This is a genomic window from Faecalibacterium sp. OF03-6AC (assembly GCF_003478175.1).
Classification (GTDB): domain Bacteria; phylum Bacillota; class Clostridia; order Oscillospirales; family Ruminococcaceae; genus Faecalibacterium; species Faecalibacterium taiwanense.
In genome coordinates, this window is record NZ_QUEN01000003.1 from 244498 (window position 1) to 263549 (window position 19052).

24 protein-coding genes and 1 tRNA gene are annotated in these 19052 nt (G+C 52.4%); 4 read left to right on the forward strand and 21 right to left on the reverse strand.

The window, feature by feature from the left end; all coding sequences use genetic code 11:
• Positions 1 to 9 precede the first annotated feature (9 nt).
• The 15 genes from DXA66_RS14255 to DXA66_RS05265 form a co-directional block, all read right to left on the reverse strand.
• Positions 10 to 183, reverse strand: a complete 174-nt coding sequence (locus tag DXA66_RS14255; RefSeq protein WP_158576312.1) for a hypothetical protein — start codon at positions 181 to 183, stop codon at positions 10 to 12.
• Positions 184 to 324: 141 nt separating this feature from the next.
• The gene (locus tag DXA66_RS14660; RefSeq protein ID WP_256372184.1) at positions 325 to 459 is read right to left on the reverse strand and encodes a hypothetical protein; all 135 of its coding nucleotides are present in this window, start codon (positions 457 to 459) and stop codon (positions 325 to 327) included.
• A gap of 109 nt (positions 460 to 568) precedes the next feature.
• The gene (locus DXA66_RS05210; RefSeq protein ID WP_118527308.1) at positions 569 to 826 is read right to left on the reverse strand and encodes a DUF2442 domain-containing protein; all 258 of its coding nucleotides are present in this window, start codon (positions 824 to 826) and stop codon (positions 569 to 571) included.
• A gap of 13 nt (positions 827 to 839) precedes the next feature.
• On the reverse strand, positions 840 to 1106 hold the full coding sequence (locus tag DXA66_RS05215; RefSeq protein ID WP_118527310.1) for a DUF4160 domain-containing protein: 267 nt from the start codon (positions 1104 to 1106) through the stop codon (positions 840 to 842).
• 50 nt (positions 1107 to 1156) lie between these two features.
• Positions 1157 to 1504: a hypothetical protein gene (locus DXA66_RS05220; protein ID WP_118527312.1), complete on the reverse strand. Its 348-nt coding sequence runs from the start codon at positions 1502 to 1504 to the stop codon at positions 1157 to 1159.
• 88 nt (positions 1505 to 1592) lie between these two features.
• The gene (locus DXA66_RS05225; RefSeq protein WP_118527314.1) at positions 1593 to 1787 is read right to left on the reverse strand and encodes a hypothetical protein; all 195 of its coding nucleotides are present in this window, start codon (positions 1785 to 1787) and stop codon (positions 1593 to 1595) included.
• Positions 1788 to 1876: 89 nt separating this feature from the next.
• A complete protein-coding gene (locus DXA66_RS05230) occupies positions 1877 to 2125 on the reverse strand; it encodes a hypothetical protein (RefSeq protein WP_118527316.1) in 249 nt (82 codons plus the stop codon).
• A gap of 70 nt (positions 2126 to 2195) precedes the next feature.
• A complete protein-coding gene (locus DXA66_RS05235) occupies positions 2196 to 2561 on the reverse strand; it encodes a hypothetical protein (RefSeq protein ID WP_118527318.1) in 366 nt (121 codons plus the stop codon).
• A 54-nt stretch (positions 2562 to 2615) separates the two neighbouring features.
• Positions 2616 to 3020, reverse strand: a complete 405-nt coding sequence (locus DXA66_RS05240; protein WP_118527320.1) for a hypothetical protein — start codon at positions 3018 to 3020, stop codon at positions 2616 to 2618.
• 57 nt (positions 3021 to 3077) lie between these two features.
• Entirely contained in the window at positions 3078 to 3317 is a 240-nt protein-coding gene (locus DXA66_RS05245; RefSeq protein WP_118527322.1) for a hypothetical protein, read from the reverse strand.
• A 99-nt stretch (positions 3318 to 3416) separates the two neighbouring features.
• On the reverse strand, positions 3417 to 3650 hold the full coding sequence (locus DXA66_RS05250) for a hypothetical protein (RefSeq protein ID WP_097775622.1): 234 nt from the start codon (positions 3648 to 3650) through the stop codon (positions 3417 to 3419).
• A gap of 92 nt (positions 3651 to 3742) precedes the next feature.
• Positions 3743 to 3812, reverse strand: a tRNA-OTHER gene (locus DXA66_RS05255).
• Between the two features lie 93 nt (positions 3813 to 3905).
• Positions 3906 to 4052: a hypothetical protein gene (locus DXA66_RS14260; RefSeq protein WP_158576314.1), complete on the reverse strand. Its 147-nt coding sequence runs from the start codon at positions 4050 to 4052 to the stop codon at positions 3906 to 3908.
• A 265-nt stretch (positions 4053 to 4317) separates the two neighbouring features.
• A complete protein-coding gene (locus DXA66_RS05260; RefSeq protein ID WP_118527324.1) occupies positions 4318 to 4731 on the reverse strand; it encodes a hypothetical protein in 414 nt (137 codons plus the stop codon).
• Positions 4728 to 4976, reverse strand: coding sequence for a hypothetical protein (locus DXA66_RS05265; protein ID WP_097775624.1), 249 nt, complete (start codon positions 4974 to 4976; stop codon positions 4728 to 4730). Before DXA66_RS05265 ends, DXA66_RS05260 begins: the two co-directional genes overlap by 4 nt.
• 238 nt (positions 4977 to 5214) lie before the next feature.
• Between DXA66_RS05265 and DXA66_RS05270 the strand changes: the two genes are divergently transcribed.
• The gene (locus DXA66_RS05270; RefSeq protein ID WP_118527326.1) at positions 5215 to 6456 is read left to right on the forward strand and encodes a tyrosine-type recombinase/integrase; all 1242 of its coding nucleotides are present in this window, start codon (positions 5215 to 5217) and stop codon (positions 6454 to 6456) included.
• A gap of 122 nt (positions 6457 to 6578) precedes the next feature.
• On the opposite strand, the gene pfkA is transcribed toward DXA66_RS05270, so the two are convergent.
• The 6 genes from pfkA to hprK form a co-directional block, all read right to left on the reverse strand.
• The gene (pfkA, locus tag DXA66_RS05275; protein ID WP_118527328.1) at positions 6579 to 7553 is read right to left on the reverse strand and encodes a 6-phosphofructokinase; all 975 of its coding nucleotides are present in this window, start codon (positions 7551 to 7553) and stop codon (positions 6579 to 6581) included.
• A 170-nt stretch (positions 7554 to 7723) separates the two neighbouring features.
• Positions 7724 to 11233 (reverse strand): DNA polymerase III subunit alpha, encoded by a 3510-nt coding sequence (locus DXA66_RS05280; RefSeq protein ID WP_118527330.1) that lies wholly within the window; start codon positions 11231 to 11233, stop codon positions 7724 to 7726.
• Positions 11230 to 12159, reverse strand: coding sequence for a DNA-binding protein WhiA (gene whiA, locus DXA66_RS05285; RefSeq protein ID WP_118527332.1), 930 nt, complete (start codon positions 12157 to 12159; stop codon positions 11230 to 11232). Before whiA ends, DXA66_RS05280 begins: the two co-directional genes overlap by 4 nt.
• 16 nt (positions 12160 to 12175) lie before the next feature.
• A complete protein-coding gene (gene rapZ, locus DXA66_RS05290) occupies positions 12176 to 13039 on the reverse strand; it encodes an RNase adapter RapZ (RefSeq protein ID WP_097777756.1) in 864 nt (287 codons plus the stop codon).
• A 34-nt stretch (positions 13040 to 13073) separates the two neighbouring features.
• Complete coding sequence (gene murB / locus DXA66_RS05295; RefSeq protein WP_118527334.1) at positions 13074 to 13970, reverse strand: UDP-N-acetylmuramate dehydrogenase; 897 nt, start codon at positions 13968 to 13970, stop codon at positions 13074 to 13076.
• Between the two features lie 28 nt (positions 13971 to 13998).
• Positions 13999 to 14934 carry an HPr(Ser) kinase/phosphatase gene (gene hprK, locus DXA66_RS05300; protein WP_005941969.1) on the reverse strand — a complete coding sequence of 312 codons (936 nt, stop codon included), beginning with the start codon at positions 14932 to 14934 and terminating at the stop codon, positions 13999 to 14001.
• A gap of 298 nt (positions 14935 to 15232) precedes the next feature.
• Here hprK and DXA66_RS05305 point away from each other — a divergent pair, with 298 nt between their 5' ends.
• Genes DXA66_RS05305 through DXA66_RS05315 form a run of 3 tightly spaced genes read left to right on the forward strand, consistent with a single transcriptional unit; the run spans position 15233 to position 19052 of the window.
• Entirely contained in the window at positions 15233 to 17020 is a 1788-nt protein-coding gene (locus tag DXA66_RS05305) for a Na/Pi cotransporter family protein (protein ID WP_097775629.1), read from the forward strand.
• Complete coding sequence (locus tag DXA66_RS05310) at positions 17017 to 17706, forward strand: response regulator transcription factor (RefSeq protein WP_097775630.1); 690 nt, start codon at positions 17017 to 17019, stop codon at positions 17704 to 17706. Before DXA66_RS05305 ends, DXA66_RS05310 begins: the two co-directional genes overlap by 4 nt.
• Positions 17703 to 19052, forward strand: a complete 1350-nt coding sequence (locus tag DXA66_RS05315) for an ATP-binding protein (RefSeq protein ID WP_118527336.1) — start codon at positions 17703 to 17705, stop codon at positions 19050 to 19052. The genes DXA66_RS05310 and DXA66_RS05315 overlap by 4 nt, the downstream gene beginning before the upstream one ends.

The window sequence follows — 19052 nt, forward strand, 5'->3', positions numbered from 1 at the left end:
CGTGATCTTTCAGATTTGATTATCCATATCTCTGAATGAATTGTATTTATCAAGCCTCTCTGCCTTGTCCTTATAAGCGATCCACTTCTCGTAAGCAGCGATTGCCCCGATGACTGCTGCATACAGTCCCAGAACAATACCGCTCCACTTAAAGCTGTCGCCCCAAGTAATAGTTTTCATCATAGTAATTTCTCCTTTCGATAAAGCCCTCTTACCTCCATAAAGCAAGCTGATTTTTTCGCGCCATGCCAAAAAGAAAGAGCCGCAGATCTCTCCACGGCTCAATTCCGGAACAAAGACAAGTTCAGTTCGTACCTTGTTTTGTCATTTCTTGCTAAGAATCGATCGCACAATCAATGCAAACAACAGCACTGCAAGACCCACTCCAAGTCCGAATGCCATTGTCACAATCATGTTGCCAATCGTAATCGAATAGTTCCAAAATTTGTTTTCTCGCATAGTATTCTCCTTTGTTCATGGTCTTTGCTCCATAAAGCAAGGAGATTTTTTCGCGTTTGGACAAAATAAAAAGAGCCTACGATTTCTCGTAAGCTCCCCCATTCACATATCAAGCTGTTTTCTTCACAGAAACGCTGTTCTCATACAGTTCATGCGGCGCAATGTCTTGTCCTTCCGGCCATTCAATCCCAATTCCATCGGGTAAAAGCCGAACGGAATTAAAATATTTCTCATCCTTCAGCTGCCCATACCACGAACCGTTTGCATATGGCACGACATCGAACACTTTTACCTCATGGGTTTCATAGTACAAGCGGAGTTTCAAATCCGGCATCGGTTCAACTTTAACTAGTCTCGGCTGCAGCATCAAATATCACTCCTTACTTCAGCGGGTCAATACGGAAAAACTGTTCACCGTTGCTCAACAGCTTCCAGTTTGCTTCCAGATCATCATGATGAATAACGACCCACGCTTCCAGAAGCTTCAATTTATTTTTCGGGAAGCTTCCTTCCAGAATCGTTCCATCCAAGGCCATCACGATTTCTTCTCCAGAATACTCAGCGTGAATGTGCGGCATATTATGCTTGCCACCCTGCTCACGGTACATTCTGACGATAATACCATAGAAAATGCTCAATACCGGCATTTTTGTCACCTCTGTCATCAATTTGATTTTATCATATGTAAGTTATTTTTTCAAGCTTTCATGCTCTTCATTGCCGCTTCAAATTCTTCCACGCTCATGTCAACGCGCGGCGCAGCATCCTCTACCTTCAGGAGTCCATCGCGGACAAGCCCAGCCAGAATATCAATCTCGACTTTGTGCTTGGCGACTTTCTCCTGCGCTTTCTTTTGTTCACGCTCGACACGATCACGCTCCACCGGGCATTTTTTCATGCATTCGGGATAGCTCGGTTCGCCGCAGGAATTGCACATCATGCAGTGCCGTCCCAAATCCGGAATATCTTCTTCAAACTCTTTGATATAGGTCGTCCACTTGCCGTTTTTCTTCACGGGAACAATCATGTGCGATGTCACTCTCACGCTCTTCGCCTCCCTTTGTTTCATTATAGCATGGCCCGGACAAAAGCAAAAGACCATGTTTCAGATCTTTTGCCCTCCAGAGTAAGATTTAGGAAATCAACGTCTGGTAGCGGTCATTCAACTTCGCCATCTTGTCTTCGTCAGCCATAACCTTGACGTGGAACTCCATTCGGTTCTTAGCGTTTATCACACTTTCAACAACCAAACCTTTGTATCCTTCGTCGTACAGCATTCTCAGGCAAATACCGAGCTGTCTGTCGCTCTTTGCCAGAAGGTATTCCATAACTCTCACCTCCTTCATAATAGAGCAAGTTTTTCTCGCGTCTACGAAAAACAAGAGCCGCAGATTTCTCCACGGCTCCTGCCTGTGAGTTACTCTTTAAGCAATTTGTCTTCGGTTTCCGTATAAGCTTTGCATATCGTACTACGTCCCTCCGTATCATTATCGCGCACCGAAATCCACATAGTTCCGTGCATGTAGGTAGCATAACTTATCGCAGTAAGCACCAAACCCACTGCAGTAAAAATCACGCCAGCCGCACCCGCACAATCCATGCGATCAATTTTCGCTTTGTCTGACATTCCAAGTGACGTACCATTAGCATTAGCTTTGATTTTCATAGTTCATACCTCCAAAATATAAATGTTAAGACGTAACTCGTCTCATAAAGCACCCTGTAAAATTCGCGTCCTAAATCGTGCTTCTGTCAAACACGGTCTCCCAGCGCTCTTTTTTCAGGGGCTTCATCCGCAGCGCCCACATGATCTGCCGCACGGTCACGGTAGGATATTCTCCGTTTTGATTTTTTCGTTTGGCATGGCTGTCAAAATATTCCTTGAACCCGTCATGCAGGTAAATTTTATCGGTCAGCCATGGGTCTATGGCGCTCCAGTAGGTCGCTTTGCTTTTCTCGTTGTAGCGCTGCTGGATCACGCACAGGCCCTTGCTGCGCTCTTTATACAAGGTGCATACCCGGTACACAGGATGGTTGCAGCGGTAGACGCTTCCGTAGTAGTTCGTCCACTCCTGCGGCTGAGCGTTATCATGATATCGCATAAAAAATAAAGAGAGTCCGCAGCTTTCGCCACAAACCCTCCTCGGTTCCTCCTTTTAATCTTTTTCCGTAAAGCCTCTCTTCAGCTCATGTACTCCCTCGCTGATTGCTCTCGACAGCTGGGTTACACCGCCTGCCTCGCAGATCGACCAGTACACAGTCATGCCAATCGTGCCTGCAAACGTCAGCGCCTTCATGCCGATTTTTGCCCAGTCAAGTTTGCGCGCCTTCTCCGCTTTCTCCTGATCGAGTTCCAGTTCGTGCACTTTCCGCACGGCCTCGTCCTCTTTCAGCTGTTTTTCGTTTTCCTGCGCTTCATCCTTGAGCTGCATATCGTACAGCTTCAATGCCATGTTTGCAGCCGTATTGTACTCTTCCGTACCCGGCTTCAGATCCTTAAGACTTTCCAGCGATTTCTTCGCCGCGTCTTTCAGCAATTCTTTGTTTTCGTAGTTTTCCATTTTGAAATATCTCCTTTACAAAATATCATTCTGGAGTCTCCTCCATAGAACACCACGTTATTTTCGCGTCCGGATCATTTTGATGTTCAGCATCACCCGCTCTTTCCCTGCCAGAGTTTCCGGACTTTTCGCAAGGTCCAGGAACATGCAATGGTCTGCATCCTCGTCACCGGGTGCGATCACAAGATCACCGACACACCTCTGGCCTTCGCTCAGGTTGAAACCGATGGCAATACCCAGCACCAACCCCAGTGCAGCAATGCAGATGAAAACGATCAGAAACAGTTTTGCGTCCATTTTGAAATTCTCCTTTTTAATAATATAGTAGAGGAACCTGTCCCCTGCGTGCGGAAAAAAGAAAAAGAGCCTACGATTTCTCGTAAGCTCCATTTCGCCTCAGATGTCATTGCGAATCAGGAAAAGCTCATTGCGGTTGCAAGTAACACGCACGATTCCTCCCGCCCGCACCAGCGCGATCGCGTTCCGGTAAGCACAGCGTGCCGTCTCAGCATTCTTATACTCGCGTGTATCGACATACATCACTTTCGAGCTGCTTTCGATGAACACGCGGATCTTATCCATAGCGTTCACGTACCCGCGGTCATAATTCGTCTTTACTCGTTTTGCCATAATAGCATTTCTCCTTTCGTTCTTCGGAAGACATCCTTCCATAAAGGGCAATGCGTTTTTCGCGCCAACATTCTATTCTAGAATAGAAAAAAGAAAGAGAATGGGATTCGGACCCACGACCTCTGCAATCAAGCAGCGCTCTGCCAACTGAGCTATCTCCTTCCATAAGGGAGGCTGTATTTTTCGCGCCTACACCGAAACGTCAAAGAAAAGAGCGCATGTTTCCATACGCCCGTTTTCCGGTCAGAATATCCATTAGCGGATACCACACCGAACCTCGTTCAGCATGAGGAGTTCTTCCCCTTCATTCCAGCCCGCATACGGATCGCTCAGCGACTCGTTCATAGCGGTCAGAACACAGTTCATCATTTCCTCAAAACCTTTAATAACATTCTTCAGCATAGTAAAATACCTCCTAAAATTGTTCATTTCTTTCCATAAAGGAGGGTGAATTTTTCGCGTCTGCGAAAAAAAAAGAGCCTATGGCTTCCCATAAGCTCCATTTTGATTTTCAGTGTTTCTTCTTTGTTCTCTGTTTCACCTCTTCCGTCTTAGCGCCAACAAGGCCAATGCACTTGACCAGCAGCACAACGATCAAAATTGCAACGATCAGACTAAACATTGTTCATACCACCTTTCTCATAAAGGCGGCTGATTTTTTCGCGTCTCACTGCCGTTCCTTGCTCAGGAGCCAGAAGAAGTACCGGTAATGCTCGTAGTAGGTCTCGCGGCAGCAGGGGCAGCCATTTGCTTGAAGCTTGTTGTAGCCGTCTCCCTCTGTCACTCCCTTTTTTATGTACGGTGCCAATGCCGTATCAAGTTCCGCAATACACCTGTCCACGATATCGATGCAGCTAGAGTAGAACACTCTGGACAGTGCGATCCTCTCGGTCTGGCTTACAGGTGGGCAGCCCTTGATGATGCCGGAAATATCATTGGGTGATATCTGCCAGCCGTCGATCAGAGTCAGGGCCTTCTTCCAGTCATCGTACTGCCTGCAAAAATACTTCAGCTCGTAGTAGCGGTATCTCGGAATGTGGTATGGGTTCTTTTTTGACAGCTCCGCACGTTCTCTGCTCATTTTTCGCCCCTCCATTCATAGCCGGTCTGCTCATAGAGGAGCTTGGGTGAGATGTAATAGCTGATCCTGCCCAGCTTTGAGTTCATCTGCTGAATATCTGTAACGCGCTTTCCGTTCCTAGTCGCTTCTCCAATCGGTAACCACCCAGCGATGATTCCAGCTCTCACCCAAGCAGGATCTCTGCCGTATACTCGTGCTGCGATCCGTACAGGAACCGAACCCATTTCTAATCTAGCTTTATCCATTCTATCGTACTCCTTTTGTGTTACTCTAGGAGCGTCTAAATACGTTCCCAGGCTCAAAAGGATGATACTTGTAAAAATGGTCCCCCGCGTGCTGTTTTTTATCTTTTTCGCCCTGAAGGATTGACAAGCAAAAATCTATCGTTTAACCTAGAATAGCTTTTTCAAACAGAAAAAGCCCGGTTTGACCGAGCTTTTGAGTAAAAATGGCAAATTTATACAATGATTGAAGGAGGTTTCTATGTTAAAACTCTGTCCAGAGTGTTGTCTACAAGTGAGCGATAAGGCAGCAGCTTGTCCTCATTGCGGTTACCCGCTCAAATCCAAGTCATCGCTGCCACCAAAAAAGAAAAAACATATGCGTCTTCCCAATGGATTCGGCCAGATTTCCGAAGTCCGAGGGCGTAATCTTCGCAAGCCCTTTCGGGCAATGGTCACAGCCGGAAGAACTGATGAAGGCAAACCGATCGTATGCCCGCTCCGTCCGGTCGCTTATTTTGAAACGTATAATGAAGCATATGAAGCGCTTATGAAATACAACGCGCATCCATTTGACCTTAGCAATAAAACAACCATGCAGGACCTTTTTGATATGTGGCTGACCACGAAAGAGAAAAAAGTGGATTCTTCTACGATTTCCCGTTATAAAAGAGCATGGGCCTACTCCTCCTCGATTCATAACATGCTTGTCCGCGACGTTCATATCTCGCACCTGCAGAATTGTATTGAAAACGGAACCATCGTTTACGCCGGAGAAACTCGCCATGCACAAAACAATAATAAAGACTCAATGAAAAATCTTTATAATCTGCTCTTTGATTATGCAGTCTCCCGCGAACTCGTCGATAAAAATTATGCTCGTATGTTCACGATCGATTCGGGGTATGTCCGCAAACCGAATAGTCATATTCCCTATACCGAAGCAGAACTCGATCTTCTATGGGCAAATATAGACAAGCATCCTATCATTGACATGATTCTAATTCAGTGCTACTCTGGCTGGCGTCCCGGAGAACTATGCGACCTGAAAATGAAGGATGTTGATATGGATGTGGGCACATTTACAGGCGGCTTAAAAACAAAAGCGGGGATAAACCGAACAGTGCCGATTCATCCCCGAATTTACAACCTGGTAAAAGCCCGCTACGAAAAAGCGCTCGAAGCAGGTTCGCCTTATTTATTTTTCACGATCCGCCAGCGTGGTTTCCATCATCAGAACACCGTAAAAGGCGAAGTCACGCAAATGCGCTATGCCTCTTTTTCCGTGCAGCTTGTCAACGAAGTCGTTCCTCTGCTGTCACTGAACCCTGAACATAAAGGCCATGATGGACGTATTACTTTTGTTACAATGGCCAAAAAGTATAACATGGACGAATATGCCATCAAACGACTTGTTGGGCACCATATTAAAGACCTTACTGAACGTGTTTATACCCAAAGAAGCATCGACTGGCTTAAAAATGAGATTGAAAAGATCCCATAATTCCTTATACCGCTTTTGCATTTGAATACAGGGAATGTGTAGGAGTGACCCGATTTTGTCTACATTTTATCCAATCTGTAGATGCCGTATTTCACGTATTTACGTTCAATTCAGTCCAAAAATCAGATAGAAATGGTGTTACAAACGTCCAGCAGCACCGGGTCAAGCGTCTTAGTCATTTCAAGAGCTTCATCCACAGGGTAATCCACCAGTTTTTCGCCCCTCATGCCGACGATGCGGTTATACCCGCCCTGCTCCAGCAGGCACACGGCATGGTAGCCCATTGCAGAAGCGTTCACACGGTCACGCAGAGTGGGAGAACCACCGCGCTGGACATGGCCCAGAATGGTGGCGCGGGAGTCGATGCCGGTGCGTGCCTGAATCTCGTTTGCGATCTCCTGTGCATGGCCGACACCCTCGGCAACGATAATGATGAAGTGACGCTTGCCGGTCTTCTGAGTCTCAGCGATCTTATCCAGAATATCACGCTGCATGTCAAATTCCTTCTCCGGCAGTAGAACAGCCATAGCGCCGGAAGCAATTGCAACATTCAGAGCAATATAACCGGCGTTGCGGCCCATGACCTCGACCACACTGCAGCGGTCGTGGCTCTGGGTGGTATCGCGCAGCTTGTCGATCATCTCCAGCGCGGTATTCATGGCGGTATCGTAGCCAATGGTGTAATCGGTGCAGGAAATATCGTTGTCAATCGTGCCGGGCAGACCGATCATCGGAATGCCGCGGTGGGCCAGCTCACGAGCGCCGCGGTAAGAGCCGTCGCCGCCAATGACCACCAGCGCATCAATGCCCAGTTCACGGCATTTCTCTGCACCCTTGTCCTGACCTTCCTTGGTCTTGAATTCCAGACAGCGGGCGGTATACAGAATGGTACCGCCTGCAGAGATGATGTTCGACACACTGCGCAGGTTCATCTCAAAGCATTCGCCGTTCAGCAGGCCATTGTAGCCACGCTGAATGCCGATCATGCGGTAACCCTTATGCAGGCCGGTACGGACTACGGCGCGCACGGCAGCGTTCATGCCAGGAGCATCACCACCGCTCGTCAATACGCCAATCGTTTTGATCTGCTTTTCCATACGAGAGTTTCCCTCCAATTTGTTTCTTCATTTACCCAATGGTATCACAGCGCTCTCTATTTTAACGCTGTCCAAAGCACTTCACTTGCCTTGAATCATTATAACACAAACGCCTTATTTTGGAAACAGCCATCCCGCCGGATTTGCGTTAAGATTCGTGCACGGAAATGTCATTTTGTTGCAATGTTGTCCGTTCCGACCAGCCTTTCCAGCTCTTTGAACAGCAGCGGATGGCCGGATGCGTACAGATGGCGCGGCACACGCAGATACTGCTTGGTATCGGTCAGATACAGGAGCACCGGCATGTCCCCATCAAAAATGCCAAGCAGATTGACCACCTTTGCATATTCCCTGCTGCTGCGGGAAGGCACACGGATATACAGCTTCTTTGCTGCCGTTTTCATCGGGTCCGGCCTGCCGTTATCCAGTCGGGCCGGATCGTAATTTTCGATCGGGACGATGCTCTCTGCCAGCAGCTTGGAAGCTTCATCCTCCCGTACCGACAGTCTGCCATCGATCACGACGACTGCATTTTCGTGCAGTGAATCCCGGAAAGCATCCAGCACCTTTGGGAATACGATCACTTCCATGGTGCCGGTCAGGTCTTCTACGCTGGTAAAAGCCATCATGCTGTTGGACTTTGTGGTCATCATGCGGCTTTTTACCACCGCGCACACAATGCGCACTTTTTCTCCATCCTTCACATGGGCATCTTCCCCTGTAAGATCCTTGATGGTGTGGGATGCAATGCGTGCCGATTGTTCCCGGTAAGCATCCAGCGGATGACCGGACAGATACAGACCGCTGACTTCCTTTTCCTGCTGGAGCAGTTCCTTATGGCTGTATTCCGGCAGCTGCTTTATTTCATAGTTATCCTCGGAAGCACCGCTCTGTGCTTCCCCGCTCATCACCGAGAACAGATCCAGCTGTCCATCCAGATTGCGCCGAGAGTCGGTCTCAATGCTCTTCAGAATGCCCTCTACGGCCTCCACATGGCTGTGGCGGTTGTTGCCCAGATGATCGAATGCGCCGGCCTTGATGAGGCACTCCACTGCCCGGCGGTTCAGTTCATTGCCATGCATCCGCTTGCAGAAATCGTACAGGCTGGTGTAAGGCTTATTCTGCCGCCCCTTCACCACATTCTCGATCAGGTTGCGGCCCACATTTTTGACCGCATTCAGGCCAAAGCGGATCTGACCGCTTCCATCCGCCGTAAAGCCGCCGTTGGAAACATTCACATCCGGCGGCAGCACCTTGATGCCAAGGCGGGCACACTCGCCGGAATATTCAATAACCTTATCCGTGTTATCCAGCACACTGGTCAGTAAAGCCGCCATGAACTCACTGGGATAATGGCACTTGAGGTAGGCCGTCTGGAAAGCCACATAGGCATAGCAGGCCGCATGGCTCTTATTGAACGCATATGAAGCGAAACTGGACATTTCATCGTAGATCTCATTGGCCACTTTCTCAGAGATGCCGTTTGCCACACAGCCGGGGCATTCGTTGCCGGGATCGGTGCAGCCGTACACAAAGTGCTCCCGCTCGGCCTCCATGACGGCATGTTTCTTTTTGCTCATGGCACGGCGGACATTGTCTGCCTGACCAAAAGAAAAACCTGCCAGCTCCCGGAAGATCTGCATGACCTGCTCCTGATAGACGATGCAGCCATTGGTCACATCCAGAATGTGAGCCAGCTGTGGGGTCTTATAGCTGATTTTGTCTGGCTCGTGGCGGTTGCGCAGGTAGGTGGGGATCGAATCCATGGGGCCGGGCCGGTACAGGCTGATCAGAGCGATAATGTCTTCTAGGTTCTGCGGCTGCAGGCCCACAAGCACCTGCTTCATGCCGGAAGATTCCAGCTGGAACACACCCTCGGTGTCTCCCTGTCCCAGCATCCTGTAGGTGTCCGGGTCGTCGTAATCCAGCTTCTGGATGGAGAACTCCGGGTGGTGCTTCTGCACAGCAGTTTCCGCGTCATGAATGACGGTCAGCGTGCGCAGGCCCAGAAAGTCCATCTTCAAAAGGCCAAGTTCTTCGATCTCGGTCATGTTGAACTGGGTCACAGGCAGGCCGTCGTTGGTGGCCAGCGGCAGATAGTAGTCCGTAGGCTCCGGGGTAATGACGACACCCGCCGCATGGGTGGAAGCATGGCGGGGCATGCCCTCCACCTTCAAGGCCGTGTCGATCAGCTCTGTGACCTGCGGGTCGGTATCGTACATCCGCTTAAGTTCCGGCGATACCTCCAACGCACGCTTCAGCGTCATTTTCAGCTCCATGGGCACCTGCTTTGCCACAACATCTACCTGCTGATACGGAATGCCCATCACGCGGCCCACATCGCGGATGGCGTTGCGGGCGGCCATGGTGCCAAAGGTGACGATCTGAGCCACATGGTCGGCACCATATTTCCGGTTGACGTAATCGATCACTTCCTGACGGCGCTCGTAGCAGAAGTCCACATCAAAATCTGGCATACTGACGCGCTCCGGGTTCAGGAAGCGCTCAAAGATCAGGTTATAACGGATGGGGTCGATATCCGTGATGCCCACGCTGTAAGCCGCAATGCTGCCTGCGCCGGAGCCACGGCCCGGGCCTACCGGGATACCCTGACTCTTGGCGTAGTTCACGTAGTCCCACACGATAAGATAGTAGTTCGTGTAGCCCATCTTTTTGACCACGCCGATCTCGTATTCCAGACGGTCTTTGTTGGCCTGCGGAACATTGGGGCCGTAGCGGCGCTCCAGACCTTCCCAGCAGAGCTTTTCAAAAAACGCCTGATTATCCATACCGTTCGGCGCTTTGTAATATGGAATTTTAGTGTGTCCAAAATCAAAATCAAAGTTACACTGTTCGGCAATTTTGGCGGTATTCTCGCAGGCTTCCGGCACCATGGAGAACAGCTCGTACATTTCGTCTGTCGTTTTGACATAGAACTCGTCGGTCTGGAACTCCATTTTATCCGCATCCTGAATGGTCTTGCCGGTCTGGATGCAGAGCAGGATGCCCTGCATTTTGGCATCCTCCTTGCGCAGATAGTGGGAGTCGTTGGTGGCTGCCATGGGAATTCCGGTCTCCCGTGCAAGCTTGATGAGCTGCGGCAGCACAGTATTATCCTCTTCCAGACCATGGTCCTGAAGCTCGATATAATAGTTTTCCTCGCCGAAGAGGTCCCGATACCACAGCGCGGTTGCTTTGGCGCGCTCATAATCGCCCGCCAGAATGGCCTGCGGAACTTCGCCTGCCAAACAGGCCGACAGGCAGATCAGACCTTCGTGATATTTTTCCAGCAGTTCCTTATCAATGCGGGGCTTGGAATAAAAGCCCTCCACAAAGGCGGCCGACACCATTTTGATCAGGTTTTTGTAGCCGGTCTCATTTTTGCACAGCAGGATCAGGTGGTTGTTGCCGTCGATCTTATTTACCTTGTCAAAGCGGGTGCGGGTGGCCACATACACCTCACAGCCGATGATGGGCTTGATGCCAGCCTTTTTTGCAGCCTTATAAAACTGCACGCAGCCGTACATCACGCCGTGGTCGGTGCAGGCAATGGCGGTCTGTCCGCACTCTTTTACGCGATCCATCAGCTGGTCAATGCGGCAGGCACCATCCAGCAAGCTGTACTCTGTGTGAATGTGCAGATGGACAAAAGGCCGGGTATTGGCTAATGCTTCGCTCATGCTTTTGCCTCCTGTTCCAGATTCTGCCGCAGATTTTCGGCCAATGCCTCCAGCTTCTTCATCCGGTGCGACAGGCCGGATTTGCTCACGGGTGGCTCAAAGCAGCCGCACAGCGCTGTGAGCGAAAGATCCGGGTACTGCATCCGCTTGGCAGCGGCTTCCTGCAGTACCTCCGGCAGAGTGCTAAGGGCATCCTGCTCTTCCAGAAAGCGGATGGCCTTCAGCGTCTGCGCATTGGCACGGGCCGTTTTGCCAAGGTTTGCCGTATCGCAGTTGGTCTGTCGGTTGGTATGGTTGCGCACCTGCTTGAAGGCTTTCTGCGCATGCATTTCCTCTGCAGCGTTTCCAGCGCCCATAAAGCTGAGCAGCCGTTCCACATTGGCCCCGGTCTTGACGTAAATCAGGTTCACGCCGTTGCGGCGGGTGCGGTGTGGTGCAAACTCATGCTCTGCCAGAAGCGCTTCAAAGTCCCGTGCCAGATTGGTGCGGGAGGTAAGAAATTCCAGATTATATTCTTTCTGCGGATCAATGACCGTTCCACTGCACAAAAAAGCTGCGCCAATGTACGCACTGACGCAGGTCTGACAGCGGATAAGGCGGGGGTCGATCTGCAGGCTGGTCTCGCTGCCCGTGGTGCCGAACAGCTCGTGCATCCGGGCCACCTGCTCCGGCGCGCGGATGTTGAACTCATACAGCATGCCGCTGGGCCGCTGCTTGTGCAGGATCTCGCCCTGCACGCCGCAGCGTGCGAACAGCTGCTGGGCAGCCTGCACCGTCTCCTTCTGCTCGGTCTGCACCACCAGACCCTTTGCATCAAAATATTTGGCAAAGCACGCAATGCCATAAGCTGCCGCACGCACACAGCAATCCTTCTGGATGCTGCGCTGCGCGATTTCCTCCCGCGCGCGGGATGCAAAACTACTCATACTTCCTCGAATTCTGTCAGCGTTTGGCATCGCGGTGCTGCACGCCCGGCTCATAGCCGAGCGAGGTACAGTATTCCGCGATCTTGCGCGCAAATGTAATAGAGCGGTGCTTGCCGCCGGTACATCCCACCGCAATGGTCAGCTGGCTTTTGCCCTCCTTGACGTACAGCGGCAGTGCATACTGCAAAAAGTTCTCATACCGTTTGAGCAGTTCCTGCGCTTCCGGGTGGCTCATGACAAAATCCACCACATCCTGATCAAGGCCGGTCTTATGCTTGAGTTCCGGCACGTAGAAGGGGTTGGGCAGGCAGCGCACATCCAGCACAAGGTCTGCCTCCGGCGGGATGCCGAATTTGAATCCAAAGGACATCACGGTCAGGCGCATGGCGCCCTTGGCTCCGCCATTTTTTGCAAAAAGATCGCAGATGCGTTCTTTGTTTTGTGCTGTAGAAAGCAGGGCAGTATTGATGACGTAATCTGCACGCTCCTGCAAAGGCTTCAATATTTTGCGTTCCTTTGCAAAGGCCTCCCGGGTGGAAATGCCCTCGGCAATGCTGATGGGGTGGCGGCGGCGGGTCTCGCTGTAGCGGCGCATGAGTACATCGTCCGGGGCATCCAGAAATAGAATTTTATAATCCACACCCTGCTCATCCAGCTTGTCGAGCGCACGCTCGATCTCTTCGCTGGTGCGGCAGCCGCGCACATCCATGGAAAGAGCCACCCGCTCCAGCTGGCTGTCGCCCGCTTCCGAAAATGCAGTGATGCTGGGCAGCAGTCCGGCCGGAACATTATCTATACAGAAAAAACCGATATCTTCCAGCGCATTCATAGCCACCGACTTGCCTGCACCGGAAAGTCCGCTGACGATCAACAGCTCCATAATCTGATCTACCGCTCCTTTTTTGCTTTTTCCGTTATCGGACGACCCGGATCTCTTTTTCAAGGTCGTAGCCCGTCTTTTCCTTTACGATGGCGCGCACCTCGTCACAGAGTGCCAGCACATCAGCACAGGTAGCGCCGCCAAGGTTTACCACAAAGCCGCAGTGCTTATCGCTGACGGCTGCGCCGCCGTGGCGATAGCCGCGCAGGCCGCACTGGTCGATCAGCGCAGCCGCAAAAGCACCCGCCGGGCGCTTGAAGGTGCTGCCGGCGCTGGGCTTATCCAGCGGCTGTTTTTCCACACGCTTGGCCATCAATTCATCCATTTTTGCACGGATGTCCGCTGCGTTTCCGGGCTGCAGATGGAACTGTGCCGAGAGGATGCAGCCGCTGTTCTCTTCAAAAATACTGTGGCGATAGCGGAGATCCAGCTCTGCGGCAGGCACTTTTCTGACCTCGCCTTCTGCCGCAAGATACCGCACTGTGGTGAGCACGTCCTTCATCTCGCCGCCGTAGGCACCCGCATTCATATACACTGCACCGCCCACCGTGCCGGGGATGCCGTAGGCAAATTCCAGCCCGGACAGGCCATGCTTCAGTGCCGCCTTACACAGTGCCGCAAGGCGGACACCTGCGCCTGCGGTCAGGACTGTATCTTCCACCGCGATCTCTGCGTCCAGTGCCGAAACATCGATCACCACGCCGGAAAAGCCTTCGTCCGCAAACAGGATGTTGCTGCCGTTGCCCAGCAGGTAATAGCGGACAGCCTGCTCTTTGCAAAGCGCAACTGCACTGCAGAGCTGCTGCTCGTTTTCCGGCATGACAAACAGCTGTGCCGGGCCTCCGATTTTAAAGGTACAGTGCGCCGCAAGCGGTTCATTCTCCCTGAACGGGATCGCCGCTGCCTGCAGTTTCTGCTTGAATCGTTCCATGATAACTTGCTCCTTTTGCGGTGTGGGATCAATCCATTTTATCGTCCAGACCCAGACGGATCAGCAGTTCACGCGCTGCGTTGTAGCCCATCTTCTTCTGGCGGTTGTTGATGGCTGCAGTTTCCAGCACGACAGCCAGATTGCGGCCCGGTGAGACCGGAATGCTGGTGCTGGGAATGCTGACACCCAGAATGTCGTAGTATTCGTTTTCCAGACCGGTGCGCTGGTAGTTCTTAGTGGGGTCCCATGCTTCCAGCTGAACCACAAGGTCAAGGCTTTCGCTCAGCTTGACCGCGCCCACGCCGTACACACGGGCCACATTGACGATGCCAATGCCGCGCAGCTCAATGAAGTGGCGGATATTCTCCGGGGCAGTACCCATGATCTGGCGGTTGGACACCTTGCGCAGCTCCACCGCATCATCTGCCACAAGGCGGTGGCCGCGCTTGACCAGCTCGATGGCAAGCTCGCTTTTGCCAATGCCGCTGTCGCCCAGGATCAGGATGCCTTCGCCGTACACTTCCACCAGCACACCATGGCGGGTGATACGCGGTGCCAGTTCCAGATTCAGCACACTGATCAGGCTGCCCATCAGAGTGCAGGTGGTCTCGTTGGAGCGCAGCAGTGCAACACCATGCTTCTGGGCCAGCTCCTGCATTTCCGGGAAGGGGGTCAGTTCTTCGCTGCGGCAGACGATAACAGCCGGCGGCTGCTGACGGAACAGCTGATCCAGCGCTTCGTAGCGTTTTTCCGGTGAAAGGCCGGACAGAAAGTTCATCTCGGCCAGACCCATGATCTGCAGACGCAGCTTATCAAAATAATCGTAATAGCCCGCCAGAAACAGACCCGGGCGGTTCACTTCGGCGATCTCCACACAGATCTGATCCAGTTCCTTCGGCGTATAGACAACTTCCATGCTGACACGGTCGGTCAGCGTTTTGAGCGAGACATTGAATGTGCCCATTCTTGTTCCTCCTGTGCTCCCCTTTTGCTGCACAGCCCTGCCTGCTGTCAGGTACCGTACAGGATTCCTTCTTATTATTATAATAGAACGATCGGTAAAAAACAATATTGTGCGGGCGGCTTTTTCGCAGCCCGGCAAGAATGCACGCAGCAGCGCAGCCATGTACTGATTTTTTACATTTTTCTTACCTTTACACGGATTTTACATTCCCTCGATTTTGGATTTTACATTGCATCTGTATACTCAAAATCAGGAGAAACACATCAAAAACACGTCAAACAAAAGTGAGGAAATCTTTATGACCATCTTCAATGTCTTTTCCCTGCTTGGAGGTCTTGCCCTGTTCCTGTTCGGCATGGACATCATGGGCAAAGCACTGGAAAAGCAGGCCGGCGGCCAGCTGCAGAAGATCCTGAGCAAGCTGACTGACAACCCCCTTAAAGGCTTTTTCCTTGGCCTGTGCGTCACCGCTGTGATCCAGAGTTCCAGCGCTACCACGGTCATGGTGGTCGGCTTTGTCAACAGCGGCATCATGGAGCTGCATCAGGCCATCGGCGTGATCATGGGCAGCAATGTGGGCACCACTGTCACCAGCTGGATCCTGAGCCTTTCCGGCCTGCAGGGCGACAGCCTCCTCATCAATCTGCTCAAACCCACTTCTTTCAGTCCTTTGCTTGCATTTATCGGCATTTTGCTGTATATGTGTAAGAGTGAGAAGAAAAAAGGCGTGGGCACCATCCTCATCGGCTTTGCCGTGCTGATGACTGGCATGACCACCATGTCTAACGCCGTCCTGCCCCTGCAGAACGAGGCATGGTTCACCAGCCTGTTCACCCGCTTTTCCAACCCCCTTCTGGGCGTTCTGGTGGGTGCCCTTGTTACCGGCATCATCCAGAGTTCCAGCGCCAGCGTCGGCATCCTGCAGGCATTGAGCGCCACCGGCGTGATCACCTACGGCAGTGCCATTCCCATTATCATGGGTCAGAACATCGGCACCTGCGTTACCGCGTTGATCTCCTCTGTGGGTGCCAACAAGAATGCACGCCGTGCTGCCATGGTCCATCTGTACTTCAACATCATCGGTGTGACCATCTTCCTTGTCGGCTTTTACGGCCTGAATACGGTCTGCCACTTTGCTTTTGTGAACACCACCATCGAGGCATGGGGCATCGCTGTGGTGCACTCGGTGTTCAATATCGTGGCAACGCTGGTGCTGCTGCCCTTTGCAAACCTGCTGGAAAAGCTGGCCATCCTCACCATTCCGGATTCGCCGGAAAAGGAAAGCTTTGCGCTGCTGGATGACCGCCTGCTGAACACCCCTGCCGTGGCCGTGGAGCGTGCACGCTCTGCAACTGCTGAAATGGCAGAGCTTGCCCGTGTGGGCGTGATGCAGGCCATGAGCCTGACTCATGATTGGAACGACACCCTTGCGCAGAAAGTCCGCGAGGAAGAGACGCAGGTAGACCGTTACGAGGACGCTCTCGGCACCTATCTCGTCAAGCTTTCCAGCCGTGAGCTGAACCATGCCGACAGCCAGAGCGTAAATACCCTGCTGCACACCATCAGCGATTTTGAGCGCATCAGCGACCATTCCGTAAACCTGATGGAATCTGCCGAGGAGATGCACACCAAAGAAATCCAGTTCTCGCAGGATGCCCGCGACGAGCTGCAGGTGCTGGAGGATGCGGTGCAGGATATTCTGAACCGCACCACTGATGCTTTCCGCAAGGGTGATCTGCATCTTGCCAGCAAGGTGGAACCGCTGGAAGCCGTGGTCAACGAGCTGGTACGTGCCATCAAGGCCCACCACATTGCCCGCCTGCAGGCCGGCAGCTGCTCCATTGAATATGGCTTTGTGCTGGACGACCTGCTGACCAACTATGAGCGTGTGTGCGACCACTGCAGCAACGTAGCCGTTGCACAAATCGAGGTTGCACAGGACAGCTTTGATACCCACGCATACCTCAACGAGCTGCGTCACGGCAATGACACCAAGGAAAGTGAGGAATTCCATCGCCGTCTTGACCGTTACCGTGAACGCTATCTCTTCCCTGAAAATCAATCTGCGGAGGATTTTGACAAATGATCTATATTGTTGAAGACGATGCCGCCATCCGGGAGCTGGAACAGTATGCCCTGCAGTCCAGCGGATACGAAGTGACCAGCTTTGAAAGCTCTGAGCCGTTCTGGCAGGCCATGCACGCTGCAGAGCCGGAACTGGTGATCTTAGACGTGATGCTGCCCGGTGAGGACGGTTTTTCCATCCTGAAAAAGCTGCGCAACACCCCTTCCCTGCGCAGGCTGCCCATCATTATGGTCACGGCTAAGTCCAGTGAGCTGGACACCGTGCGCGGGCTGGACTGCGGTGCCGATGATTACATCTCAAAGCCTTTTGGTATCATGGAATTTTTGAGCCGGGTGCGCGCCGCCTTGCGCCGCTCGGCTCCGGAAGCACGTCCCAACGTACTCAGCTTTCACGAGATCCTGCTGGACAATGCCCGTCACAACGTGACTGTGAGCGGAACGCCGGTGGAGCTGACCTACAAGGAGTACAGCCTGCTGCGCCTGCTGCTGGAAAATACCAATCTGGTGGTGACACGCGAGACCATTCTGCAGGTGGTGTGGGGCACCGACATTTCGGTGGAGAGCCGCACTGTGGATATGCATATCCGCACCCTGCGCAAAAAGCTGGGGGATGCCGGCAAATACATCTGCACTGTGCGCAAGGTGGGTTACAAGCTGACCGATGAAGAGGAGGCCGGTGAAGAATGAAGCTGCGCAGCATGGAAGAAAAGATCAGCTACCGCCTGTTCCTGATGGGCTTCCTTGGTCTGCTGTTCACGGCGGCGCTTTGCATCTTTGTTTTTCACAAGGCATTCACGGCTCAGGCATGGACCAGCCTTGAGCGGGAAGCCGATCTGGTAAGCGCCGGTTATGATCTGGTGCAGGACCCGCAGCAGCTTTCGTCCTTTGTTACCAATGATCTGCGCATCACCCTGATCTCGCAGGACGGCAGCGTGCTATTTGAATCTGCTACCGATCAGCCCATGGAGAACCATCTCTCCCGCCCGGAGATCCGTCAGGCCATGACCGAAGGTGTGGGCCGGGACATCCGCGACTCCCAGACCATGGGCTACGAGACCTATTACTATGCCGTACTGTTGCCCAACGGTGAGATTTTGCGCATGGCACAGGATGCAGAAACGGTCTGGTCTATTTATGATTCGACCCTGCCTGCCATCGTGCTGAGCTGCGTTGCACTCATGCTGGCCGCCGCTGTGCTGGCAGCTCTGCTCACCCGTGCATTGGTCTCCCCTGTGCTGAGCATGACCGAAGATCTGGATCATATTCAGGACAATGTTCCCTATAAGGAGCTTGTCCCCTTTGCTGAAAGCATCCACTCTGACCGCATCCTCCGTGAGAACAATGAAAAGATGCGGCAGGAGTTTACTGCCAATGTCAGCCATGAGCTGAAGACCCCGCTGACCAGTATTTCCGGCTATGCGGAGCTGATTGAGACCGGCATTGCAAAGCCTGAGGATGTGCCGGGCTTTGCCCAGAAGATCCATGCGGAGGCCAGCCGTATGATCCAGCTGGTGAACGATATCCTGCAGCTTTCCAGTCTGGACAACGCCAGCGAAGCCGGTTCTGAGCCGGAGATGGAGACAGTGGATCTGCTTACCGTTGCCAAGGACTGCGTAGAGCGCCAGAAGCTGAATGCCCGCCGGGCTTACATCTCGCTGAACTGTCTGGGCGAAAGTGCTCTTGTGCACGGCAACCGTGCCCTGCTGGACGAGCTATGCCAGAACCTGTGCGATAATGCGATCCGTTATAATCGTCCCGGCGGTAAGGTACAGATCACCACAGCCTGCAGCCGCAACGGACACTGCACCCTGACTGTGGCCGATAACGGCATCGGCATCCCGAAAGAAGCACAGTCCAGCGTGTTTGAGCGCTTCTATCGTGTGGATAAGAGCCGCAGCAAGGCTACCGGCGGTACCGGTCTGGGCCTTGCCATCGTCAAGCATATCGCACGCATCCACAACGCACGCATCAAGCTGGAAAGTCAGGTGGATGTGGGCACTACCATTACTGTCACCTTCCCCACTGCCAACTGA

Bases quoted from the DNA above. Each gene is read 5' to 3' on its own strand.
- DXA66_RS14255 (WP_158576312.1), bottom strand. From the start codon at position 183: ATGATGAAAACTATTACTTGGGGCGACAGCTTTAAGTGGAGCGGTATT.
- DXA66_RS14660 (WP_256372184.1), bottom strand. From the start codon at position 459: ATGCGAGAAAACAAATTTTGGAACTATTCGATTACGATTGGCAACATG.
- DXA66_RS05210 (WP_118527308.1), bottom strand. From the start codon at position 826: ATGCTGCAGCCGAGACTAGTTAAAGTTGAACCGATGCCGGATTTGAAA.
- DXA66_RS05215 (WP_118527310.1), bottom strand. From the start codon at position 1,106: ATGCCGGTATTGAGCATTTTCTATGGTATTATCGTCAGAATGTACCGT.
- DXA66_RS05225 (WP_118527314.1), bottom strand. From the start codon at position 1,787: ATGGAATACCTTCTGGCAAAGAGCGACAGACAGCTCGGTATTTGCCTG.
- DXA66_RS05230 (WP_118527316.1), bottom strand. From the start codon at position 2,125: ATGAAAATCAAAGCTAATGCTAATGGTACGTCACTTGGAATGTCAGAC.
- DXA66_RS05235 (WP_118527318.1), bottom strand. From the start codon at position 2,561: ATGCGATATCATGATAACGCTCAGCCGCAGGAGTGGACGAACTACTAC.
- DXA66_RS05240 (WP_118527320.1), bottom strand. From the start codon at position 3,020: ATGGAAAACTACGAAAACAAAGAATTGCTGAAAGACGCGGCGAAGAAA.
- DXA66_RS05245 (WP_118527322.1), bottom strand. From the start codon at position 3,317: ATGGACGCAAAACTGTTTCTGATCGTTTTCATCTGCATTGCTGCACTG.
- DXA66_RS05250 (WP_097775622.1), bottom strand. From the start codon at position 3,650: ATGGCAAAACGAGTAAAGACGAATTATGACCGCGGGTACGTGAACGCT.
- DXA66_RS14260 (WP_158576314.1), bottom strand. From the start codon at position 4,052: ATGCTGAAGAATGTTATTAAAGGTTTTGAGGAAATGATGAACTGTGTT.
- DXA66_RS05260 (WP_118527324.1), bottom strand. From the start codon at position 4,731: ATGAGCAGAGAACGTGCGGAGCTGTCAAAAAAGAACCCATACCACATT.
- DXA66_RS05265 (WP_097775624.1), bottom strand. From the start codon at position 4,976: ATGGATAAAGCTAGATTAGAAATGGGTTCGGTTCCTGTACGGATCGCA.
- DXA66_RS05270 (WP_118527326.1), top strand. From the start codon at position 5,215: ATGTTAAAACTCTGTCCAGAGTGTTGTCTACAAGTGAGCGATAAGGCA.
- pfkA (WP_118527328.1), bottom strand. From the start codon at position 7,553: ATGGAAAAGCAGATCAAAACGATTGGCGTATTGACGAGCGGTGGTGAT.
- DXA66_RS05280 (WP_118527330.1), bottom strand. From the start codon at position 11,233: ATGAGCGAAGCATTAGCCAATACCCGGCCTTTTGTCCATCTGCACATT.
- whiA (WP_118527332.1), bottom strand. From the start codon at position 12,159: ATGAGTAGTTTTGCATCCCGCGCGCGGGAGGAAATCGCGCAGCGCAGC.
- rapZ (WP_097777756.1), bottom strand. From the start codon at position 13,039: ATGGAGCTGTTGATCGTCAGCGGACTTTCCGGTGCAGGCAAGTCGGTG.
- murB (WP_118527334.1), bottom strand. From the start codon at position 13,970: ATGGAACGATTCAAGCAGAAACTGCAGGCAGCGGCGATCCCGTTCAGG.
- hprK (WP_005941969.1), bottom strand. From the start codon at position 14,934: ATGGGCACATTCAATGTCTCGCTCAAAACGCTGACCGACCGTGTCAGC.
- DXA66_RS05305 (WP_097775629.1), top strand. From the start codon at position 15,233: ATGACCATCTTCAATGTCTTTTCCCTGCTTGGAGGTCTTGCCCTGTTC.
- DXA66_RS05310 (WP_097775630.1), top strand. From the start codon at position 17,017: ATGATCTATATTGTTGAAGACGATGCCGCCATCCGGGAGCTGGAACAG.
- DXA66_RS05315 (WP_118527336.1), top strand. From the start codon at position 17,703: ATGAAGCTGCGCAGCATGGAAGAAAAGATCAGCTACCGCCTGTTCCTG.